Here is a 15,545-nt window from a genome sequence, read left to right on the forward strand (position 1 = left end):
TAATTTAGTTTTTGTTTTAGGTTTTTTAGAAAGAGGAGGTTTTACTTGAAAGAGTAAAGCCTCTTTTTTTAAACCCATATGAGAAAACAAGTCTAATTTTGTGTAATGATGTCTAGGTATTTCATTATTTTTCTTTTAATGTTCAATGCTGAGCTTTTTTGCCAGGGCACAGCGGGAATTTTTGATGATAGAAAATTCTTCTTCACCTATATGAATGGTAGTATTTCCAAACAGGAGATTCTACCTATTCAATCTTTTTACCCAAGTTTAAACTATATTACCTATATCGACAGAAATGGGAACTTTAAACTTGTTGTTGATCATAAAAAGTACACAATTTTCCCTGTTCCACCCGATGTCTTGAAAGTGACCAATTATCTTATGGCTTATGTTCAAGGATTACAATTAGGGGTGTTCAATGGAAAAACCTCTAAAAAAGTAGAAACTTTTACAAAAGGAGCGTTTAAGCTAGGAGATAGCGTCTTAGCGTATATCGACAATTACGACCGACTCAAAGTTTATGTTTATGACACGATTTATCAGCTTATGGATTTTTCAGATACAGGTCGCTTTCAAGTTAGCGACAATATGGTCGCTTTTCACACCTTAGATTATAAGTTCAAAGTTTTTTATAAGCATGCTGTCTTTGACCTTGAAAATATAACCCCCAATAACTTTAAAATGGGGCGTGGCATCATCGCCTATCACGATAATATCGATAATTTTATGGTATTCGACCGTGGCGAAAAGATTCAATTGGAGTCCTACCATATTGATCGCTATGAAGTATCCAATGATTTTCTTACTTACCAAAATAACGTTGACGAATGGAGTTTATATCATAATGGAAAAACACATACCCTACTCTCCACTGCTCCCAAAACAAAACTGCAAAAAAGAAATATGCTAGCCTATACTGATAATGCAGGGAACTTTTATTTATTTACAAATGGCAAGGCTTGGCAATTAGAGAACTATACTCCTTTGAAATACGATATCTGGGACGACTTATTGGTATATGAAGATATGTATCGCGTATTATGGGGAGTTTATAAAGGTGTCAAAGTTCAAATATCCAAAGGCGTCGTTCAGGGAGAATGGCATATGCAAAATCAATGCGTGGTCTATTGGGACTTAACTCCGAATACCATGACCGTATGGAATAAAGGCAACCTTTATCAATATAGCGAGACAGAGGACAGGAGATAAACTCTACTTCACCTTAAAACTCCAAACAAACTCAAAAGCCGAAACCTTATCACAGGCTTCGTCCTTTCCTATGCTAGTGAGCATAATGGTTTGTGATTCTTTTGTATCAATTGCTTTTTGAATGGTATCCTTAATCGCACTTCCTTGAGTACAAGTGAAGATAATTTTTCCTTTAGCTTTTTTAAAAAACTGACCTTTTTGTTCAATGACGAGCATAGAAATATTTTGATTCGATTTCTGTATAATATCCATGCACAACAGCCCCGTGGAGAGCTCTGCTGCCATGCCCTGCACCGCCCAGAACATACTTTTAAATGGATTTTTGTTTAGAAAACCGAGTTTAACGGATATCGAACAAGTTTCTTCAGAATAGGAAAATAATTTCAACCCTGCAATCCATGCAATAGGTAGCTGAGTGAGTAGGAGGAGTTGTATTTTGAAATTGGTCATACTAAATTTAAACTAAGGCTTCCCACTCGGACATTGCAAGCTCCAAATCCATCTTTAATTTATTATAAGCATCATAAGCACTACTATCATTCGCAGCTTTTTCAAGAAACTCTTCCGAAGCCATTTTCACTTCCCATTTCTTTATCTCTCCTTCCAGCTTTTCTATTTTTTTCTCAATCTCTTTGACACCATTGTCAACCTTATTAATAGACTCTTGTTTCTGAGTGACAACTTTTGACTGACCATTGACAACTAACTTCTGACCACTATCTATCTTATCCTGTTCAAACTGTCTAAATCCATCGACCTTTTTCTTTTCCAAGAATTCATCTATTGTCCCTAAAAACTCTTTGATACCATTATTGGTAAATTCATAGGTTTTATTGGTCAATCCTTGCAGAAACTCTCTATCATGTGATACTACGATAAAGGTACCATCAAACTTTTCTAATGCTTGTTTCAAAACTTCTTTAGATTTAATATCCAAGTGATTTGTCGGCTCGTCGAGAATGAGAAAATTGTTTGGCGTCAGCATGAGTTTACACATAGCTAGTCGTCCTCGTTCTCCTCCCGATAGCACACTCACCTTTTTATCGACATCTTCACCGCTGAATAGAAATGCTCCTAGCAAGGCACGCACGGCGGTGCGCATATCCCCGACAGCTTCTTCGTCTATAGTTTCAAATACGGTTTTGCTATTGTTTAATTCAGCTTCCTGATTCTGTGCGAAATAACCTTTGACGATGTTATGTCCCCATTCTACAGTACCTTGATAATTGTCGATATCATTGGCGAGAATTTTCGCTAAAGTGGATTTACCCATTCCATTCTTACCTACAAAGGCTATGCGATCTCCGCGCTCAACCTTAAAGCTGAAATGATTAATAACCTGCTGAGCACCGTAGCTTTTAGACACTTCTTTGACATCGCAGATAAGCACTCCTGAGGGTACCGATTTTGGAAATTTGATATTAAGTTTGGAATTATCCTCATCTTCGAGTTCGATTTTATCCATACGCTCTAGCTGCTTGATGAGCGATTGAGCAAAACTCGCTTTATTGGCCTTCGCTCTAAACTTATCAATGTTGCGCTCAATCTGTCTAATTTGTTCTTGCTGATTTTTATAAGCATTTTCTACCTGTACTCTTCGTTCCTTGCGAAGTTCTAGGTATTTGGAGTAGTTGGCTTTGTAGTCTTCTATTCTGCCTAAGGTCACTTCTATTGTTCTATTCGTCACAGCATCTAGAAAAGCTTTATCGTGAGATACCAGAATAACTGCACCATCATATTCTTTTAAGAAATTCTCTAACCATAGAATACTTTCAATATCCAAGTGGTTTGTGGGCTCATCGAGAAGAATTAAATCAGGTCTTTGAAGCAATATTTTCGCTAGTTCTACCCTCATCTGCCAACCTCCGCTGAGTTCGGCCATATTTTTATTCATGTCCTTACGGTCAAAGCCAAGACCTTTGAGGATGCGCTCTATTTCCGCCTCAATATTGTCGCTTTCTAGTATATTATTATGATTTTGCAGATCGCCTAAATCTTCTATCAACTTCATATAAGCATCACTTTCATAGTCTGTTCTGGTCTCTAGCTGATGAGTGATGTCGGCTATTTTTTTCTGAATAGCAAGTATTTCTTTAAAGGCGTTTCGCGCTTCTTCGACTACAGTGCCTTTAGTTATTTTTTCTATATCTTGGGTCAAGATAGCGATACGGCAATCCCGAGGGGTAGCTATCGAACCAGACTCAGCTCGTAGACTTCCAGAAAGTATTTTGAGTAAGGTGGATTTACCCGCACCATTTTTTCCAGTCAAACCAATTCTATCTTCTCTATTGATAAGAAAAGTAACATTTTCAAAAAGCGTCCTGCCCCCAAATCGGAGCGTAATATTCTGTACTGATATCATAAAGGGGTGCAAAAGTACTAAGGAAAAACCAATTGTTAATTTTCAAATAAGAAAAATTAAGTTAAGAATCATCCATTCAAGCAATAGTTTGTTTGTATTATCGTTATCTTTGGGTAAAATTTATATTATGCAAAATTCAATTTTGACCCTAACAATAATCTCTTTGTTAGCTATAGGTTGCAACAAAAACAAGAGCCAAAATAGCTGCCCAGACTACAAATACGGCACTGTCGTAGATATGAAAGGCCTTGATGGCTGTGGATTTAACATCCGTTTGGATAATGGCACTATTTTAGAACCTATCAATTTAGACAACTATCCTCAGATAAAAGTCAACAATCAACGCATTCAGTTTACTTATAAAGATATTGAAGATAGAATGAGTATTTGTATGGTAGGACCCATGGTAGAAATCACTTGTGCAGAAGCAGTTACCGCTCAATAAGGTTGATATCCTCTTTAAAATTATATTAATAATTATTTGAATATCAATTGCTAGAGACTAAAAACTTGCGACTGGAGACTATTTCCCTAACATTTATCACTCAAGTTTAATCCAAAAAGTGTACATTTGCACTCCTTTTTTTAAGGAATGACAAGTTAAAAGTTTATAGAGATGAAAAGAACGTTTCAACCATCGAGAAGAAAAAGAGCTAATAAAATGGGATTCAGAGCTAGAAATAGCAGTCCTAGTGGGTATAAAGTGCTTAAAGCTAGAAGAGCTAAGGGTAGATATAAACTAACCATAAGCGACGAGAAGAGATTGAAGTAAAGCCAGTCTAGGCTCAATATTTAAACGCTATAGAGCCTGATGAGAAATACTTTAAAATCTTATGAGCGTCTTAAAAGCCTAAAATCTATTGATTATATCTTCTCAAAAGAAGGGAAGTCAATTCACGAAGAAGATTTAACCCTCAGATACGCATTAGTAAAAATATCAGATTACCCGCTTAAAGCGGGTTTTTCTGTGTCTAAGCGGCTCTATAAGCGAGCACATGACAGAAATAAATTTAAACGATGGCTTCGCGAAGCTTATCGAACTCGCAAAGCCCCTATGATAGAACACCTTAATGAAAACGAAATCTCTATTCACATTTTCCTAATTCTCAAAACCAAAGCGGAGGGAAAAACATTTCAAGATATTGAGAAACAAGTTGAATCCTGTTTGAAAAAATTAATGAAAAAACTGACAACTTAGAACCAAAAATTTCATTATTAGTTATTCCCTATTTAATTATTAGTTAACTCGTGTGGTATAATCTCCCCTTTCTTCTCCTTATAAAATTTTATCAGAAAGTGATATCACCCACCATACCTGCACGCTGTCGATTCTATCCCACATGCAGCCAATATGCATTGGAGTGTTTTCAAAAATTCAATCCCATTAAAGCATTTTACCTATCAGCCCGAAGACTGCTTCGCTGTCATCCATGGGGAGGGAGTGGATTTGACCCAGTGCCTTAGAAATGTATCCTATAGTTTCTCCAACTGCTCCTTAAATAATCTGCACAACCACCAGTCTTTATAAAATTGTGTATTAAGAGATTTATAAAATTTTATTGCAGGCTCATTCCAGTCGAGTACTTCCCAGCTCATACGCTCGACTTTCTCAGATTTAGCTACCTCTATGACTTGATTCATTAGAGCTTTACCTATGCCTAGTTTTCGATAATTTTCATTGACGATAAGGTCTTCTAAATGAAGACTTCGACCCTTCCATGTCGAAAATCCATAATAATAAAGTGCCATACCTACTACCTTGTTTTCTATTTCAGCTACATAAACAAAAACCCAAGGCTGTTCCCCGAAAATTGCACGCTCCATTTCACTTTCTGAAAGAATCACAGCATCAGGCTGACGCTCAAAATTTGCTAATTCCCTTATCAAGCTGAGTATAGTAGGAATATCTGCTGGCTCAGCCATTCTTATATTAAACATTTAAAATTCCAAATTATGAATTTCTAATACCCCAATATCTCCAGCATACTCTTGTAATCTTGCTCTTTAGCAAATAGTTTGGTTTTAATATCACCATTTTCATTTTTGGAAATAATGATATGCTTGGGAGCTGGCGTCAAGCAATGCTGTGTCCCACCGAAACCTCCAATACTCTCCTGATAGGCACCAGTATGAAAAAAACCAATATACTGCGGTTCATCAGCTTCTAAAACAGGTAGATATATAGCATTGGAATTGACCTCAGAATTATAAAAGTCATCACTATCGCAGGTGAGTCCGCCAAGAAATACGCGCTCATATTCACGATCCCAGTTATTGACTGCTAGCATGATAAATCGTTTATTGATAGCCCAGGCGTCGGGCAGGGTAGTCATAAAACTACTATCTATCATATTCCATTTTTCTCGATCATTTTGTGGCTTTTGGTCTATAATTTTGAAAATAGTGGCACCACTTTCACCTACTGTAAATGAACCAAATTCGGTAAAAATATTAGGCTCTTTCACCCCATAATCATCGCAAGTTTTTTTAATTTGAGATATGATTTCTTCTATCATATACTCATAATCAAAGGCATAATTTAGTGTATTTTTTATCGGAAGTCCTCCTCCTATATTCAAAGAATCTAAACTAGGGCAAATCTTTTTTAGTTCACAATATACACGCACACATTTCGCTAATTCTGACCAATAATAAGCGGTATCCGTGATGCCCGTATTGATAAAAAAGTGCAACATTTTCAGCTCCACATTCTTCTTTCCTTTGACTTGTATCTTATAAAAAGGAACAATATCTTTATAACCTATACCTAGTCTGGAAGTGTAGAAATCAAACTTAGGAGCTTCCTCAGAGGCAATTCGAATCCCTATCCTAAATTTCTTTGATATCTTTTCCGTTAAATGAGTCAATTCATTGAAATTATCAATAATAGGTATTACATTTTCATACTTGTTTTCTATGAGTCGAGCGATATTCTCAATGTATTGCGGTAGCTTATACCCATTACAAATGACATATTGATGCTTATGAAAAAGTCCTTTTTCGGCTAATTTCTCTATAATATTGATATCATAGGCTGAGGAAGTTTCAATATGGATATTATTCTTCAAGGCTTCTTCGAGTACGAAGGAAAAATGTGAACTTTTGGTACAATAGCAATAATTATATTCCGCCTCGTAATTAGCCTTAGCCATAGCCACTTTGAAAAACATTTTTGCTTTTTCTATTTGCTTAGAAATGATGGGTAAATAAGTAAGCTTTAGCGGTGTTCCATATTTCTTCACAATATCCATTAGATAAATATCGTGAAACTTTAGTTCATTGTCTTCCACCTCAAATTCTGGTTGTGGCCATTCATAAGTTTGTTCTATAAGATCTACATATTTGGTTTTCATTACAATCTTTTTTCTATGATTTTTATGAGAACAAAATTAGAAAAGTTGGCAAAAAATGCTGAACTATTATATAAGAATGCTGAACTTTTTACTCAATTGGTATTTAAAAAGAATGAAACTTTTAAATAAAATACTCTCGAGTCCTTTATTTATTAGGCTTTCTTAGCATTGTTTTTCTTTAGACTCGTTATAATTAATCTAAATTTGCCATAAAATTATATAGATAAAAATTTTCATGGAAACCCATTCAGAAGATATATTGCTTGCCAAAACATCCGAAAAGGAGTATAAATATGGTTTTACCACAGATATAGAACAGGAGTATGCCGAAATCGGACTCAATGAAGATATTGTTCGCTTTATTTCTGCCAAAAAAAATGAGCCCGAATGGATGCTGGAGTGGAGATTGAAGGCTTATCATCATTGGCTCAAAATGGAAGAACCCAACTGGGCTAAGCTAGGCTTTCCTAAAATTAATTTTCAAGACATTATCTATTATGCTGCTCCTAAGAAGAAACCGCAGCTCAATTCACTCGATGAGGTAGATCCTGAAATACGCAAAACCTGGGATAAATTGGGTATCAGTGCTCTCGAACAAAACAAACTAGCTAATGTAGCCATGGATTTTGTGATGGATAGTGAGTCCGTTTTCACTTCATTTAAGGACGAATTAAATAAAAAAGGCATCATTTTTTGCTCCATATCTGAAGCTATCAAGGAACATCCAGAACTCGTTAAAAAATATATTGGAACGGTGGTACCACCGCGCGACAATTACTATTCCGCACTCAATTCTGCTGTATTCAGTGATGGTTCCTTTGTATATATCCCTAAGGGAGTTCGCTGCCCTATGGAGCTTTCGACCTATTTCCGCATCAATGCGGAGAATACAGGTCAGTTTGAGCGAACCCTCATTATAGCAGATGATGAAAGCTATGTGAGCTATCTCGAAGGTTGTACTGCACCTCAGCGTGACGAAAATCAATTGCATGCTGCTGTCGTGGAATTAGTGGCAATGGAAAGAGCCGAAATCAAGTACAGTACAGTCCAAAACTGGTTTCCTGGCGACGAGAATGGCAAAGGTGGTGTTTATAATTTCGTAACCAAGCGCGGTATTTGTCAAGGCTATAAGTCGAAAATTTCATGGACTCAAGTAGAGACCGGTTCTGCTATTACGTGGAAATACCCCTCCTGTATCTTGAAGGGGGACGAATCTATTGGAGAATTTTACTCCGTAGCAGTTACCAATAATCATCAACAAGCTGATACGGGCACGAAAATGATACATATCGGGAAAAATACCCGAAGCAGAATCGTATCGAAAGGTATCTCTGCGGGTAAATCACAGAATGCATACCGAGGCCTGGTGCAGATACAGCCCAATGCAGACAATGCCTACAACTTCTCACAATGCGACTCTATGCTAATGGGCGGTGATTGCGGTGCACATACATTTCCTTATATTGAGATAAAAAACAAAACGGGAAAGGTAGAACATGAAGCTTCCACTTCCAAGATAGGAGAAGATCAACTATTTTACTGCAATCAGCGTGGGATAGGCGATGAAGAAGCCGTGCATCTTATTATTAATGGATTTTGTAAAGAAGTATTCAAAGAACTACCCATGGAGTTTGCGGTAGAAGCACAGAAATTATTGGAGATAACGCTGGAAAATAGTGTGGGTTAGAGATTAATTTTGAATTCTTAGTTTTGAATGAAGTTGGAAATTTGGCAGTGCTTTTTAATGTGGAAAATAGAGCACTAAAACAGCAGGTAAGAAGGAACTCTATGAAATTTCCTGAACACTTCATGTTTGAATTGACAGAAAATGAGATAGATAATATGGTATCACAAAATGTGATACCTTCCAAGCAGGTATTAGGCGGTGCACTTCCATTTGCTTTTACAGAACATGGAGTCTTAATGCTCGCCAATGTACTCAAAAGCGAGCGAGCGATAGCTATGAGTATTAAATTAATAGAAGTATTCGTAAAATTAAGGGAAGTAGTTAATTCACAAAAAAATATTTTACTCAAGCTAGAGCAGCTGGAAAATAAGACACTAAAGAATAACAAGGATATTAAAGTGCTATTTGAAGCTGTCAAACAACTGATTCAAGAACCAACCAAAGAACGAACTAAAATTGGATATATCAAATAACTTAATCTCAACCAATGTTACAAATTAAAAATTTACATGCCCGAGTAGAAGAAGGCAAAGAAATTCTCAAAGGACTCAACATTCAAATCAATAAAGGAGAAGTCCACGCTATTATGGGACCGAACGGAACAGGCAAATCGACTTTTGCTTCGATTCTAGCTGGCAAAGATGGTTATGACATCACGGAAGGCGAGTTGCTCTTTGAAGGCAAGAATATATCCGAACTAGACCCAGCGGAAAGGGCTCACCTAGGTATGTTTTTAGCCTTTCAATACCCTGTCGAAATACCAGGAGTATCAACTACCAATTTTATGAAGGCCGCCATCAATGAAAAGCGAAAAGCCAATGGTCTAGCTCCCATGGAAGCTAAAGATTTTCTCGCATTGATGAAAGAAAAAGCTGCTATCGTAGAACTCAACAAAGAATTTCTCACTCGAAGCATCAACGAAGGTTTTTCTGGAGGGGAGAAAAAGAGAAACGAAATCTTTCAAATGGCTATGCTTGAGCCGAAACTTTGCGTTCTGGATGAAACAGATTCTGGTCTCGATATCGATGCACTTCGTATAGTAGCCAATGGTGTCAATAAATTGAGAAATGCAGAGAATGCTTTTCTAGTCATTACGCATTATCAACGATTGCTAGACTATATCGTTCCTGATTTTGTTCATATCATGTATGATGGCAGAATCGTCAAGACTGGTGATAAAACACTCGCTCTCGAGCTGGAGAAAAAAGGATATGATTGGGTGAAAAGTGAGCTAGCTCAAGTTTAAGTCAAAGTTAAGATTATTTTTATTGTTGTCATCCAAGTTTGCTTTGCTAACTTTGCTTTATGAATTTATTTAATTTATCAAACAAAGTTGCACTAGTCACTGGCGCTACGGGACTTATCGGTAGAAATCACTGCAAGGCGCTTGCTGAGGCGGGTGCTAGTGTGGTCGTAGCAGATTTGAATAAGGAGAAATGCCAAGAAGTTATAGCTTCTTTGGATAATTCTGATATGCATTTTGCGATATCATTTGATATAACCAATGAGGAGGATGTCAAAAAAGCTAAAGATAGCATACTCGCTCATTATGGCAAAATTGATATTCTAGTGAATAATGCTGCTATTAATGATATGTTTGAAAATCCAGCTTTGGCAGGAGAGCAGTCTATGTTTGAAAATTATCCGGTAAAAATGTTTCGCCAATCTCTAGAAGCGAATGTCACTGGAACATTTCTTTGCTGTCAAGTATTTGGTGCCGAAATGGCAAAAGCGGGTAAAGGCAGCATTATCAATTTAGCCTCTACCTACGGAATGGTAGGTCCCGACCAATCCATATACAAAGACAGAAATGGCAAACAGATGTTTTACAAATCTGCCGCTTATCCTGCTACCAAAGGTGCTGTAATTAATTTCACCAGATTTCTAGCAGCTTACTGGGGTAAGAATGGCGTACGCGTCAATACCTTATCACCAGGTGGTGTAGAAAATAGTCAAGATGATTTTTTTGTCCAGAACTATAGTGCTAAAACCCCACTAGCCCGTATGGCACAGCCCACTGACTATATGGGAGCTATTGTATTTCTAGCTAGCGACGCCAGTAGTTATATGACAGGAGCGAATTTGGTAGTCGATGGTGGGTGGACAGCTATTTAGATGCCAGATGTAAGAAATTAGATATTAGAAAAAAGAAACAAGTTAAATAAGCAATAATCATAATCTAGAAGTTAAACAATATGTCTAATATCTCACATCTAATATCTAATATTTCTTATTTATTTACGGACATAGATGGTGTGTGGACAGACTGCACCATATTCTATTCTGCAAGAGGTGAGGAGTTGAAAGCATTTTCATATCGCGATGGTATGGGTGCAGAGCGCTTAAGAAGATTGACACCTATTAACATCGCTATAATTACAGGTGAAAATTCTGAAATTGTAAGTCGTAGAGCAGAAAAATTGAAAATAGAAAATGTATTTCTTGGGGTCAAGAATAAATTAGAAATGGTCGAACGGTTTATGAAACAACACAATCTCAATTGGGAAAATATAGCCTATATTGGAGATGACTTGAATGATATTGAGGTTATGAAAAAGGCAGGGATATGTGCTTGCCCAGGGGATGCTTACGAAGATGTCTTGGCTATTTCACATTATGTATGTGAGAAAAAAGGAGGTGAAGGAGCCTTTCGAGAGTTTTGTGAATATATCATTGAAAATTATAATTAACAAAATCTTATCACAAGATTAAGTTTTTAGGCTTTACCTTTGTTTAGTAATTAATAAAATTAATTTATGACTGAAATAATATTGGCGAATGGTAAAAAAATAGGTGGTAACAACCCTTGTTTTATTATTGCTGAAATAGGCTTGAACCACAATGGTGATATCAATATAGCCAAAGAATTGATAAAAAAAGCGCATGAATGTGGCTGTGATGCGGTAAAATTTCAAAAACGCACTCCAGAAGTTTGCACACCGAGAGATCAATGGGATATTGAACGCGATACGCCATGGGGTAGAATGAAATATATCGACTATAGATATAAAGTAGAATTTGGGGATGCGGAGTATAAAATCATCGATGAATATTGTAAAGAGTTAGGTGTCGTATGGTTTGCTAGCTGCTGGGACGAAGAATCCGTAGATTATTTGGAGAAATTTAATCCCATGCTATACAAAGCAGCTTCAGCATCACTCACCGACATCTCCCTTCTCAAAAAGAAAAAAGATACTGGTAAGCCATTGATCATTTCTACCGGAATGAGCACCATCGAAGAATTGAAAAAAGCAGTCGAAGCTATTGGAACTGATAATTTGGCTATAGCACATGCTACTTCCACTTATCCATGTAAGCCAGAGGAATTGAACTTAAGAATGATAAACACCTTGCAAAATATGTATCCTTCATGTCCTATTGGTTATTCTGGACATGAGACGGGTTTGAGCACTACGCTGGCGACGATTCCATTAGGTGCGAGTTTTGTAGAGCGCCATTTTACCCTAGACAGAAGTATGTGGGGAAGCGACCAAGCCGCTTCCGTAGAGCCAGGAGGCATGATGCGACTGGTGCGGGATATCCGTGACATTGAAACAGCCTTGGGCGATGGTGTCAAAAAAGTATATGACAGCGAGCTAGGTCCAATGGCCAAGCTGAGAAGGGTGAAGTAAGGATTCATTTCGTATATCAATTTTTTCCGTACCGCAGATTAGCAAATGAAGGTACAAGAATAGTACTAATTATCTTTAATTAATGCTGGTTCAAATCGCCAGCCATGTTGTTTTTTAAACAGAAAAGTCTAATTCTTTCTAACTTTGTAATCTATTAAATCTATAAATTTATACTATTGTGCAAGGTCTACCTTGTATTTGAGTTATGGTGCCAGAATGTTTTAAAGAATTAGGTCATGACAAATATATACAAATCATCGGTATCATCATTCCCTCATGGGCTATCTTGATGATAGTATTAGAAAGATTATTTCCATACACACCGCAAGTAAAGCTATTCCGCAGAGGCTTTTGGATGGATTTGGTATGGTACACCATCCTTCAGAGTAAAGTGCTGGAAATAGTCATTTTCACCTATATCATACTCAACTTGAAAAATTACTTAGGGCTTCAAGACTTTGGACCTATGAGCGGTATGAATTTTTGGCTATGCTTGTTTATATTTTTCATTACCCATGATTTCTACATGTACTGGATGCACCGCTTTCAGCACAACAATAAATATCTGTGGCGCACGCATGAAGCGCATCACTCAGTACGCGAGGTCGATTGGTTAGCGGGGAGTCGTTCCCATTTCTCAGAAATTTTGATCAATCAGACGGTTGAATTTGCACCTATATTCTTTCTTTTAGACACAGAAACTGCATCTTTTATGTATCCTGCCAAAGCCTTACTCGATGCGCTATGGGGCATGTGGATTCACGCCAATGTGAATGTCAATACTGGAAAACTACAATATATCATTAATGGCCCTGAAATGCATCAATGGCATCATGCGAATCATCACGAAGTATTCTATAAGAACTATAGTACAAAAATCGCAGCCTGGGATTGGATATTCGGTACGGGATTTCTACCTGGTCTGAAGCCTCTTAATTTTTATTTCCATAAGCCAAAAATGTTCGGTCTTCCATATGCCTATCCTAATGGATTCTGGGATCAACTCGTGTTTGCCTTTCATCGATTTGACTTTAGATTCCTAGAGAATAAGACGTTCTATAAGTATTTATTAAACTTTCGTTATTACATTACGACCTATGTGCTAGGACTATTCGGTGCTCGTGAAAATTGGGTTTCGAATGAGTTGTTTGATAAATCAAATATAAGATATGACCTTGATGACAACCATTGCTATGATGATCAAGGAATTAAATACTTTATGAAAGGCAGCCAACTCATATTTCATAAGGATGGGGATCAAGACGAATCTCTAGAAAAATTTGACTAGTTTTCTAGTATTACTATGATTTTCTCCTCATATATCTGGATAAGATAGCTTTTCTCCATGGCTTAACCATTTCTTAACATTCACTCAGAATGTTCTAATTTAGCTTTGTCAAAAATTGAACGAAATGGATTTTCTAAACATATTGTCCTCTATGGAAGGAGTTATTCTTGCATTATTTTTATTTTGTATAGCTGCCATTTGCTTCTTTGAATTTATCAATGGGTTTCATGACACTGCCAATGCAGTAGCTACGGTGATTTACACAAAATCACTGAAGCCGTTTCACGCAGTGCTTCTTTCAGGTTCTCTCAACTTTTTAGGTGCTATAGTCAGTGTTAAACTTTTTCAAATGACTGTAGCTGCAGGCATTATCAAGCTATTACCACTAGGAGAACTTATGGAGTTGTCCACCTATGAGAATATAGCCATCGTATCTGCTGTTGTCATTGGTGCTATCATTTGGAATCTTGGCACATGGTATTTTGGGATTCCTTGTTCTAGTTCACATACTCTAGTAGGCTCATTGTTAGGAGCTGGTCTTGGATTTCAGTTTATACATCATGGTTCTGGTGTCAATTGGGACAAAGCAAAGGACATAGGAATGTCTTTATTGCTATCACCGACATTTGGTTTTACCATGGCCATACTTCTAGTTTATGTCATGCGAAGAGTTCTGAAGCAAAAAGCTCTTTTCAAGCAGGAATTGACTAATGAAGCGCCACCTCTTAAGACCCGAGCCTTGCTAATAGGTACTTGTAGCGCTGTTAGTTTTTTTCATGGCAGCAATGATGGACAGAAAGGACTAGGCTTACTGATGGTGGTATTGATGACCTTTATGCCTATGCAGTATGCCCTAAATAGTAGCTTTGGCGATGAAAAATGTGTTCAGCATTTAGACAGAATAACGGCAATTTTGGAGAAAAACAAGCTAGAAAGCCCATTAGAAAAAGAATTTAATAAAATGATCGAAACAGTCAATGAACTTAAGGCTGACATTGCATCTAAAGCAGACACTACTGTTAAAGCAAAATTTACTGAACGAAAGAGAATCCAATCTATTTCTAAGACCATAGACAAAATCGTAAAAGACCCAGAGATGCTCCCTAATTCTGCTGATAGAAGTGCTTTGAAAGAAGAACTGCATGTTTTGAAATCCTATACTGATTTCGCTCCAGATTGGGCATTGATGATGGTGGCCTTATCCCTAGGAATAGGTACCATGATAGGCTGGAAACGCATCGTAGTAACCATAGGTGAGAAAATAGGAAAATCACACTTGACCTATGGGCAAGGTGCGGCTAGCGAACTAGTAGCAGCATCCACTATTGGTCTAAGTACCTATTTTGGATTACCTGTTAGTACTACCCACGTATTATCTTCTGGTATAGCTGGCTCTATGGTAGCTACTGGAGGCGTCAAGAACCTACAGAAAGGAACGATTCAAAGTATAGCCCTAGCATGGCTCCTTACCTTACCTGTTACTATTCTGTTATCTTTCGGTCTCTATTTGATTTTTAGATTGTTTGCGTAAAAAATTGGTTCTCTTTTTAATGTTGTAGCTTTACATTTGTAGCATAATCATTTGATTTATGAAATTAGCCATTGGCTGCGACCACGCAGGGTTTGAATTAAAAGAATTTTTAAAGTCAAATTTCAAAGAAATTGAATGGTTGGATAAAGGATGCTATAGTACAGACAGCGTGGACTATCCAGACTTTGCGCACGCAGTAGCCAACAGTATCGAAGATGGAGAAACCACTATGGGTATACTCATCTGTGGAAGTGGAAATGGCATCGCTATAGCTGCAAACAAACACGCTGGCATTCGAGCTGCTATAGCATGGAAGCCAGAACTAGCCTCACTCGCACGCCAACATAATGATGCCAATATTCTCAGCCTGCCCGCACGCTTTATATCTGAACAAGAAGCTATAGAAATAGTCAAAGCTTTCCTAGAAGCTAGCTTTGAGGGGGGAAGACATCAGACGAGGGTAGATAAGATTTCGTGTTAAGA

General features: G+C 37.3%; 18 protein-coding genes. 14 read left to right on the forward strand and 4 right to left on the reverse strand.

All coding sequences use genetic code 11. The features are described from left to right. Nucleotides 1-105 precede the first annotated feature (105 nt). The gene (locus JNL75_04395; GenBank protein MBL7789056.1) at nt 106-1,209 is read left to right on the forward strand and encodes a hypothetical protein; all 1,104 of its coding nucleotides are present in this window, start codon (nt 106-108) and stop codon (nt 1,207-1,209) included. A 3-nt stretch (nt 1,210-1,212) separates the two neighbouring features. On the opposite strand, the gene JNL75_04400 is transcribed toward JNL75_04395, so the two are convergent. Both JNL75_04400 and JNL75_04405 read right to left on the reverse strand, forming a co-directional pair. After that, entirely contained in the window at nt 1,213-1,659 is a 447-nt protein-coding gene (locus JNL75_04400) for a thioesterase (protein ID MBL7789057.1), read from the reverse strand. Nucleotides 1,660-1,666: 7 nt separating this feature from the next. Next, nucleotides 1,667-3,571 (reverse strand): ABC-F family ATP-binding cassette domain-containing protein, encoded by a 1,905-nt coding sequence (locus JNL75_04405; protein MBL7789058.1) that lies wholly within the window; start codon nt 3,569-3,571, stop codon nt 1,667-1,669. Nucleotides 3,572-3,698: 127 nt separating this feature from the next. On the opposite strand from JNL75_04405, the gene JNL75_04410 reads away from it, so the two are divergent. From JNL75_04410 to yidD, 4 genes are all read left to right on the forward strand, one after another. Further along, nucleotides 3,699-4,016, forward strand: coding sequence for a NigD-like N-terminal domain-containing protein (locus tag JNL75_04410; protein MBL7789059.1), 318 nt, complete (start codon nt 3,699-3,701; stop codon nt 4,014-4,016). A gap of 171 nt (nt 4,017-4,187) precedes the next feature. Beyond that, nucleotides 4,188-4,343, forward strand: a complete 156-nt coding sequence (gene rpmH, locus JNL75_04415; GenBank protein ID MBL7789060.1) for a 50S ribosomal protein L34 — start codon at nt 4,188-4,190, stop codon at nt 4,341-4,343. 39 nt (nt 4,344-4,382) lie between these two features. Continuing rightward, nucleotides 4,383-4,769, forward strand: a complete 387-nt coding sequence (gene rnpA / locus JNL75_04420) for a ribonuclease P protein component (GenBank protein MBL7789061.1) — start codon at nt 4,383-4,385, stop codon at nt 4,767-4,769. Between the two features lie 50 nt (nt 4,770-4,819). Then, the gene (gene yidD, locus JNL75_04425) at nt 4,820-5,035 is read left to right on the forward strand and encodes a membrane protein insertion efficiency factor YidD (GenBank protein ID MBL7789062.1); all 216 of its coding nucleotides are present in this window, start codon (nt 4,820-4,822) and stop codon (nt 5,033-5,035) included. A gap of 9 nt (nt 5,036-5,044) precedes the next feature. Here the strand turns inward: yidD and JNL75_04430 are convergent, their stop codons facing one another. Further along, complete coding sequence (locus tag JNL75_04430; GenBank protein ID MBL7789063.1) at nt 5,045-5,494, reverse strand: GNAT family N-acetyltransferase; 450 nt, start codon at nt 5,492-5,494, stop codon at nt 5,045-5,047. 38 nt (nt 5,495-5,532) lie between these two features. Beyond that, nucleotides 5,533-6,924 (reverse strand): arginine decarboxylase, encoded by a 1,392-nt coding sequence (locus tag JNL75_04435; protein ID MBL7789064.1) that lies wholly within the window; start codon nt 6,922-6,924, stop codon nt 5,533-5,535. 235 nt (nt 6,925-7,159) lie between these two features. Here JNL75_04435 and sufB point away from each other — a divergent pair, with 235 nt between their 5' ends. The 9 genes from sufB (at nt 7,160) to rpiB (ending at nt 15,543) form a co-directional block, all read left to right on the forward strand. Further along, nucleotides 7,160-8,611 carry a Fe-S cluster assembly protein SufB gene (sufB, locus tag JNL75_04440; protein MBL7789065.1) on the forward strand — a complete coding sequence of 484 codons (1,452 nt, stop codon included), beginning with the start codon at nt 7,160-7,162 and terminating at the stop codon, nt 8,609-8,611. Between the two features lie 59 nt (nt 8,612-8,670). Next, nucleotides 8,671-9,084 carry an ORF6N domain-containing protein gene (locus tag JNL75_04445; protein ID MBL7789066.1) on the forward strand — a complete coding sequence of 138 codons (414 nt, stop codon included), beginning with the start codon at nt 8,671-8,673 and terminating at the stop codon, nt 9,082-9,084. Between the two features lie 14 nt (nt 9,085-9,098). Continuing rightward, nucleotides 9,099-9,857, forward strand: a complete 759-nt coding sequence (gene sufC / locus JNL75_04450) for a Fe-S cluster assembly ATPase SufC (GenBank protein ID MBL7789067.1) — start codon at nt 9,099-9,101, stop codon at nt 9,855-9,857. A gap of 59 nt (nt 9,858-9,916) precedes the next feature. Further along, nucleotides 9,917-10,726, forward strand: a complete 810-nt coding sequence (locus JNL75_04455) for an SDR family oxidoreductase (protein ID MBL7789068.1) — start codon at nt 9,917-9,919, stop codon at nt 10,724-10,726. Nucleotides 10,727-10,806: 80 nt separating this feature from the next. After that, nucleotides 10,807-11,301: an HAD-IA family hydrolase gene (locus JNL75_04460; protein ID MBL7789069.1), complete on the forward strand. Its 495-nt coding sequence runs from the start codon at nt 10,807-10,809 to the stop codon at nt 11,299-11,301. Between the two features lie 66 nt (nt 11,302-11,367). After that, the gene (locus JNL75_04465) at nt 11,368-12,243 is read left to right on the forward strand and encodes an N-acetylneuraminate synthase family protein (GenBank protein MBL7789070.1); all 876 of its coding nucleotides are present in this window, start codon (nt 11,368-11,370) and stop codon (nt 12,241-12,243) included. A gap of 205 nt (nt 12,244-12,448) precedes the next feature. After that, nucleotides 12,449-13,531 (forward strand): sterol desaturase family protein, encoded by a 1,083-nt coding sequence (locus JNL75_04470; protein MBL7789071.1) that lies wholly within the window; start codon nt 12,449-12,451, stop codon nt 13,529-13,531. Between the two features lie 124 nt (nt 13,532-13,655). Beyond that, entirely contained in the window at nt 13,656-15,062 is a 1,407-nt protein-coding gene (locus JNL75_04475) for an inorganic phosphate transporter (GenBank protein MBL7789072.1), read from the forward strand. Between the two features lie 58 nt (nt 15,063-15,120). After that, nucleotides 15,121-15,543 (forward strand): ribose 5-phosphate isomerase B, encoded by a 423-nt coding sequence (gene rpiB / locus JNL75_04480; GenBank protein ID MBL7789073.1) that lies wholly within the window; start codon nt 15,121-15,123, stop codon nt 15,541-15,543. The last annotated feature ends 2 nt before the right edge of the window (nt 15,544-15,545 follow it).

The organism is Chitinophagales bacterium (assembly GCA_016787225.1).
In the GTDB taxonomy this organism is placed as follows: Bacteria; Bacteroidota; Bacteroidia; order Chitinophagales; family JADJOU01; genus CHPMRC01.

What these genes read in the sequence shown, in the direction of transcription:
- JNL75_04395 (MBL7789056.1), top strand. Translation starts at nt 106, where the DNA reads ATGATGTCTAGGTATTTCATTATTTTTCTTTTAATGTTCAATGCTGAG.
- JNL75_04400 (MBL7789057.1), bottom strand. Translation starts at nt 1,659, where the DNA reads ATGACCAATTTCAAAATACAACTCCTCCTACTCACTCAGCTACCTATT.
- JNL75_04405 (MBL7789058.1), bottom strand. Translation starts at nt 3,571, where the DNA reads ATGATATCAGTACAGAATATTACGCTCCGATTTGGGGGCAGGACGCTT.
- JNL75_04410 (MBL7789059.1), top strand. Translation starts at nt 3,699, where the DNA reads ATGCAAAATTCAATTTTGACCCTAACAATAATCTCTTTGTTAGCTATA.
- rpmH (MBL7789060.1), top strand. Translation starts at nt 4,188, where the DNA reads ATGAAAAGAACGTTTCAACCATCGAGAAGAAAAAGAGCTAATAAAATG.
- rnpA (MBL7789061.1), top strand. Translation starts at nt 4,383, where the DNA reads ATGAGAAATACTTTAAAATCTTATGAGCGTCTTAAAAGCCTAAAATCT.
- JNL75_04430 (MBL7789063.1), bottom strand. Translation starts at nt 5,494, where the DNA reads ATGGCTGAGCCAGCAGATATTCCTACTATACTCAGCTTGATAAGGGAA.
- JNL75_04435 (MBL7789064.1), bottom strand. Translation starts at nt 6,924, where the DNA reads ATGAAAACCAAATATGTAGATCTTATAGAACAAACTTATGAATGGCCA.
- sufB (MBL7789065.1), top strand. Translation starts at nt 7,160, where the DNA reads ATGGAAACCCATTCAGAAGATATATTGCTTGCCAAAACATCCGAAAAG.
- sufC (MBL7789067.1), top strand. Translation starts at nt 9,099, where the DNA reads ATGTTACAAATTAAAAATTTACATGCCCGAGTAGAAGAAGGCAAAGAA.
- JNL75_04455 (MBL7789068.1), top strand. Translation starts at nt 9,917, where the DNA reads ATGAATTTATTTAATTTATCAAACAAAGTTGCACTAGTCACTGGCGCT.
- JNL75_04460 (MBL7789069.1), top strand. Translation starts at nt 10,807, where the DNA reads ATGTCTAATATCTCACATCTAATATCTAATATTTCTTATTTATTTACG.
- JNL75_04465 (MBL7789070.1), top strand. Translation starts at nt 11,368, where the DNA reads ATGACTGAAATAATATTGGCGAATGGTAAAAAAATAGGTGGTAACAAC.
- JNL75_04470 (MBL7789071.1), top strand. Translation starts at nt 12,449, where the DNA reads ATGGTGCCAGAATGTTTTAAAGAATTAGGTCATGACAAATATATACAA.
- JNL75_04475 (MBL7789072.1), top strand. Translation starts at nt 13,656, where the DNA reads ATGGATTTTCTAAACATATTGTCCTCTATGGAAGGAGTTATTCTTGCA.
- rpiB (MBL7789073.1), top strand. Translation starts at nt 15,121, where the DNA reads ATGAAATTAGCCATTGGCTGCGACCACGCAGGGTTTGAATTAAAAGAA.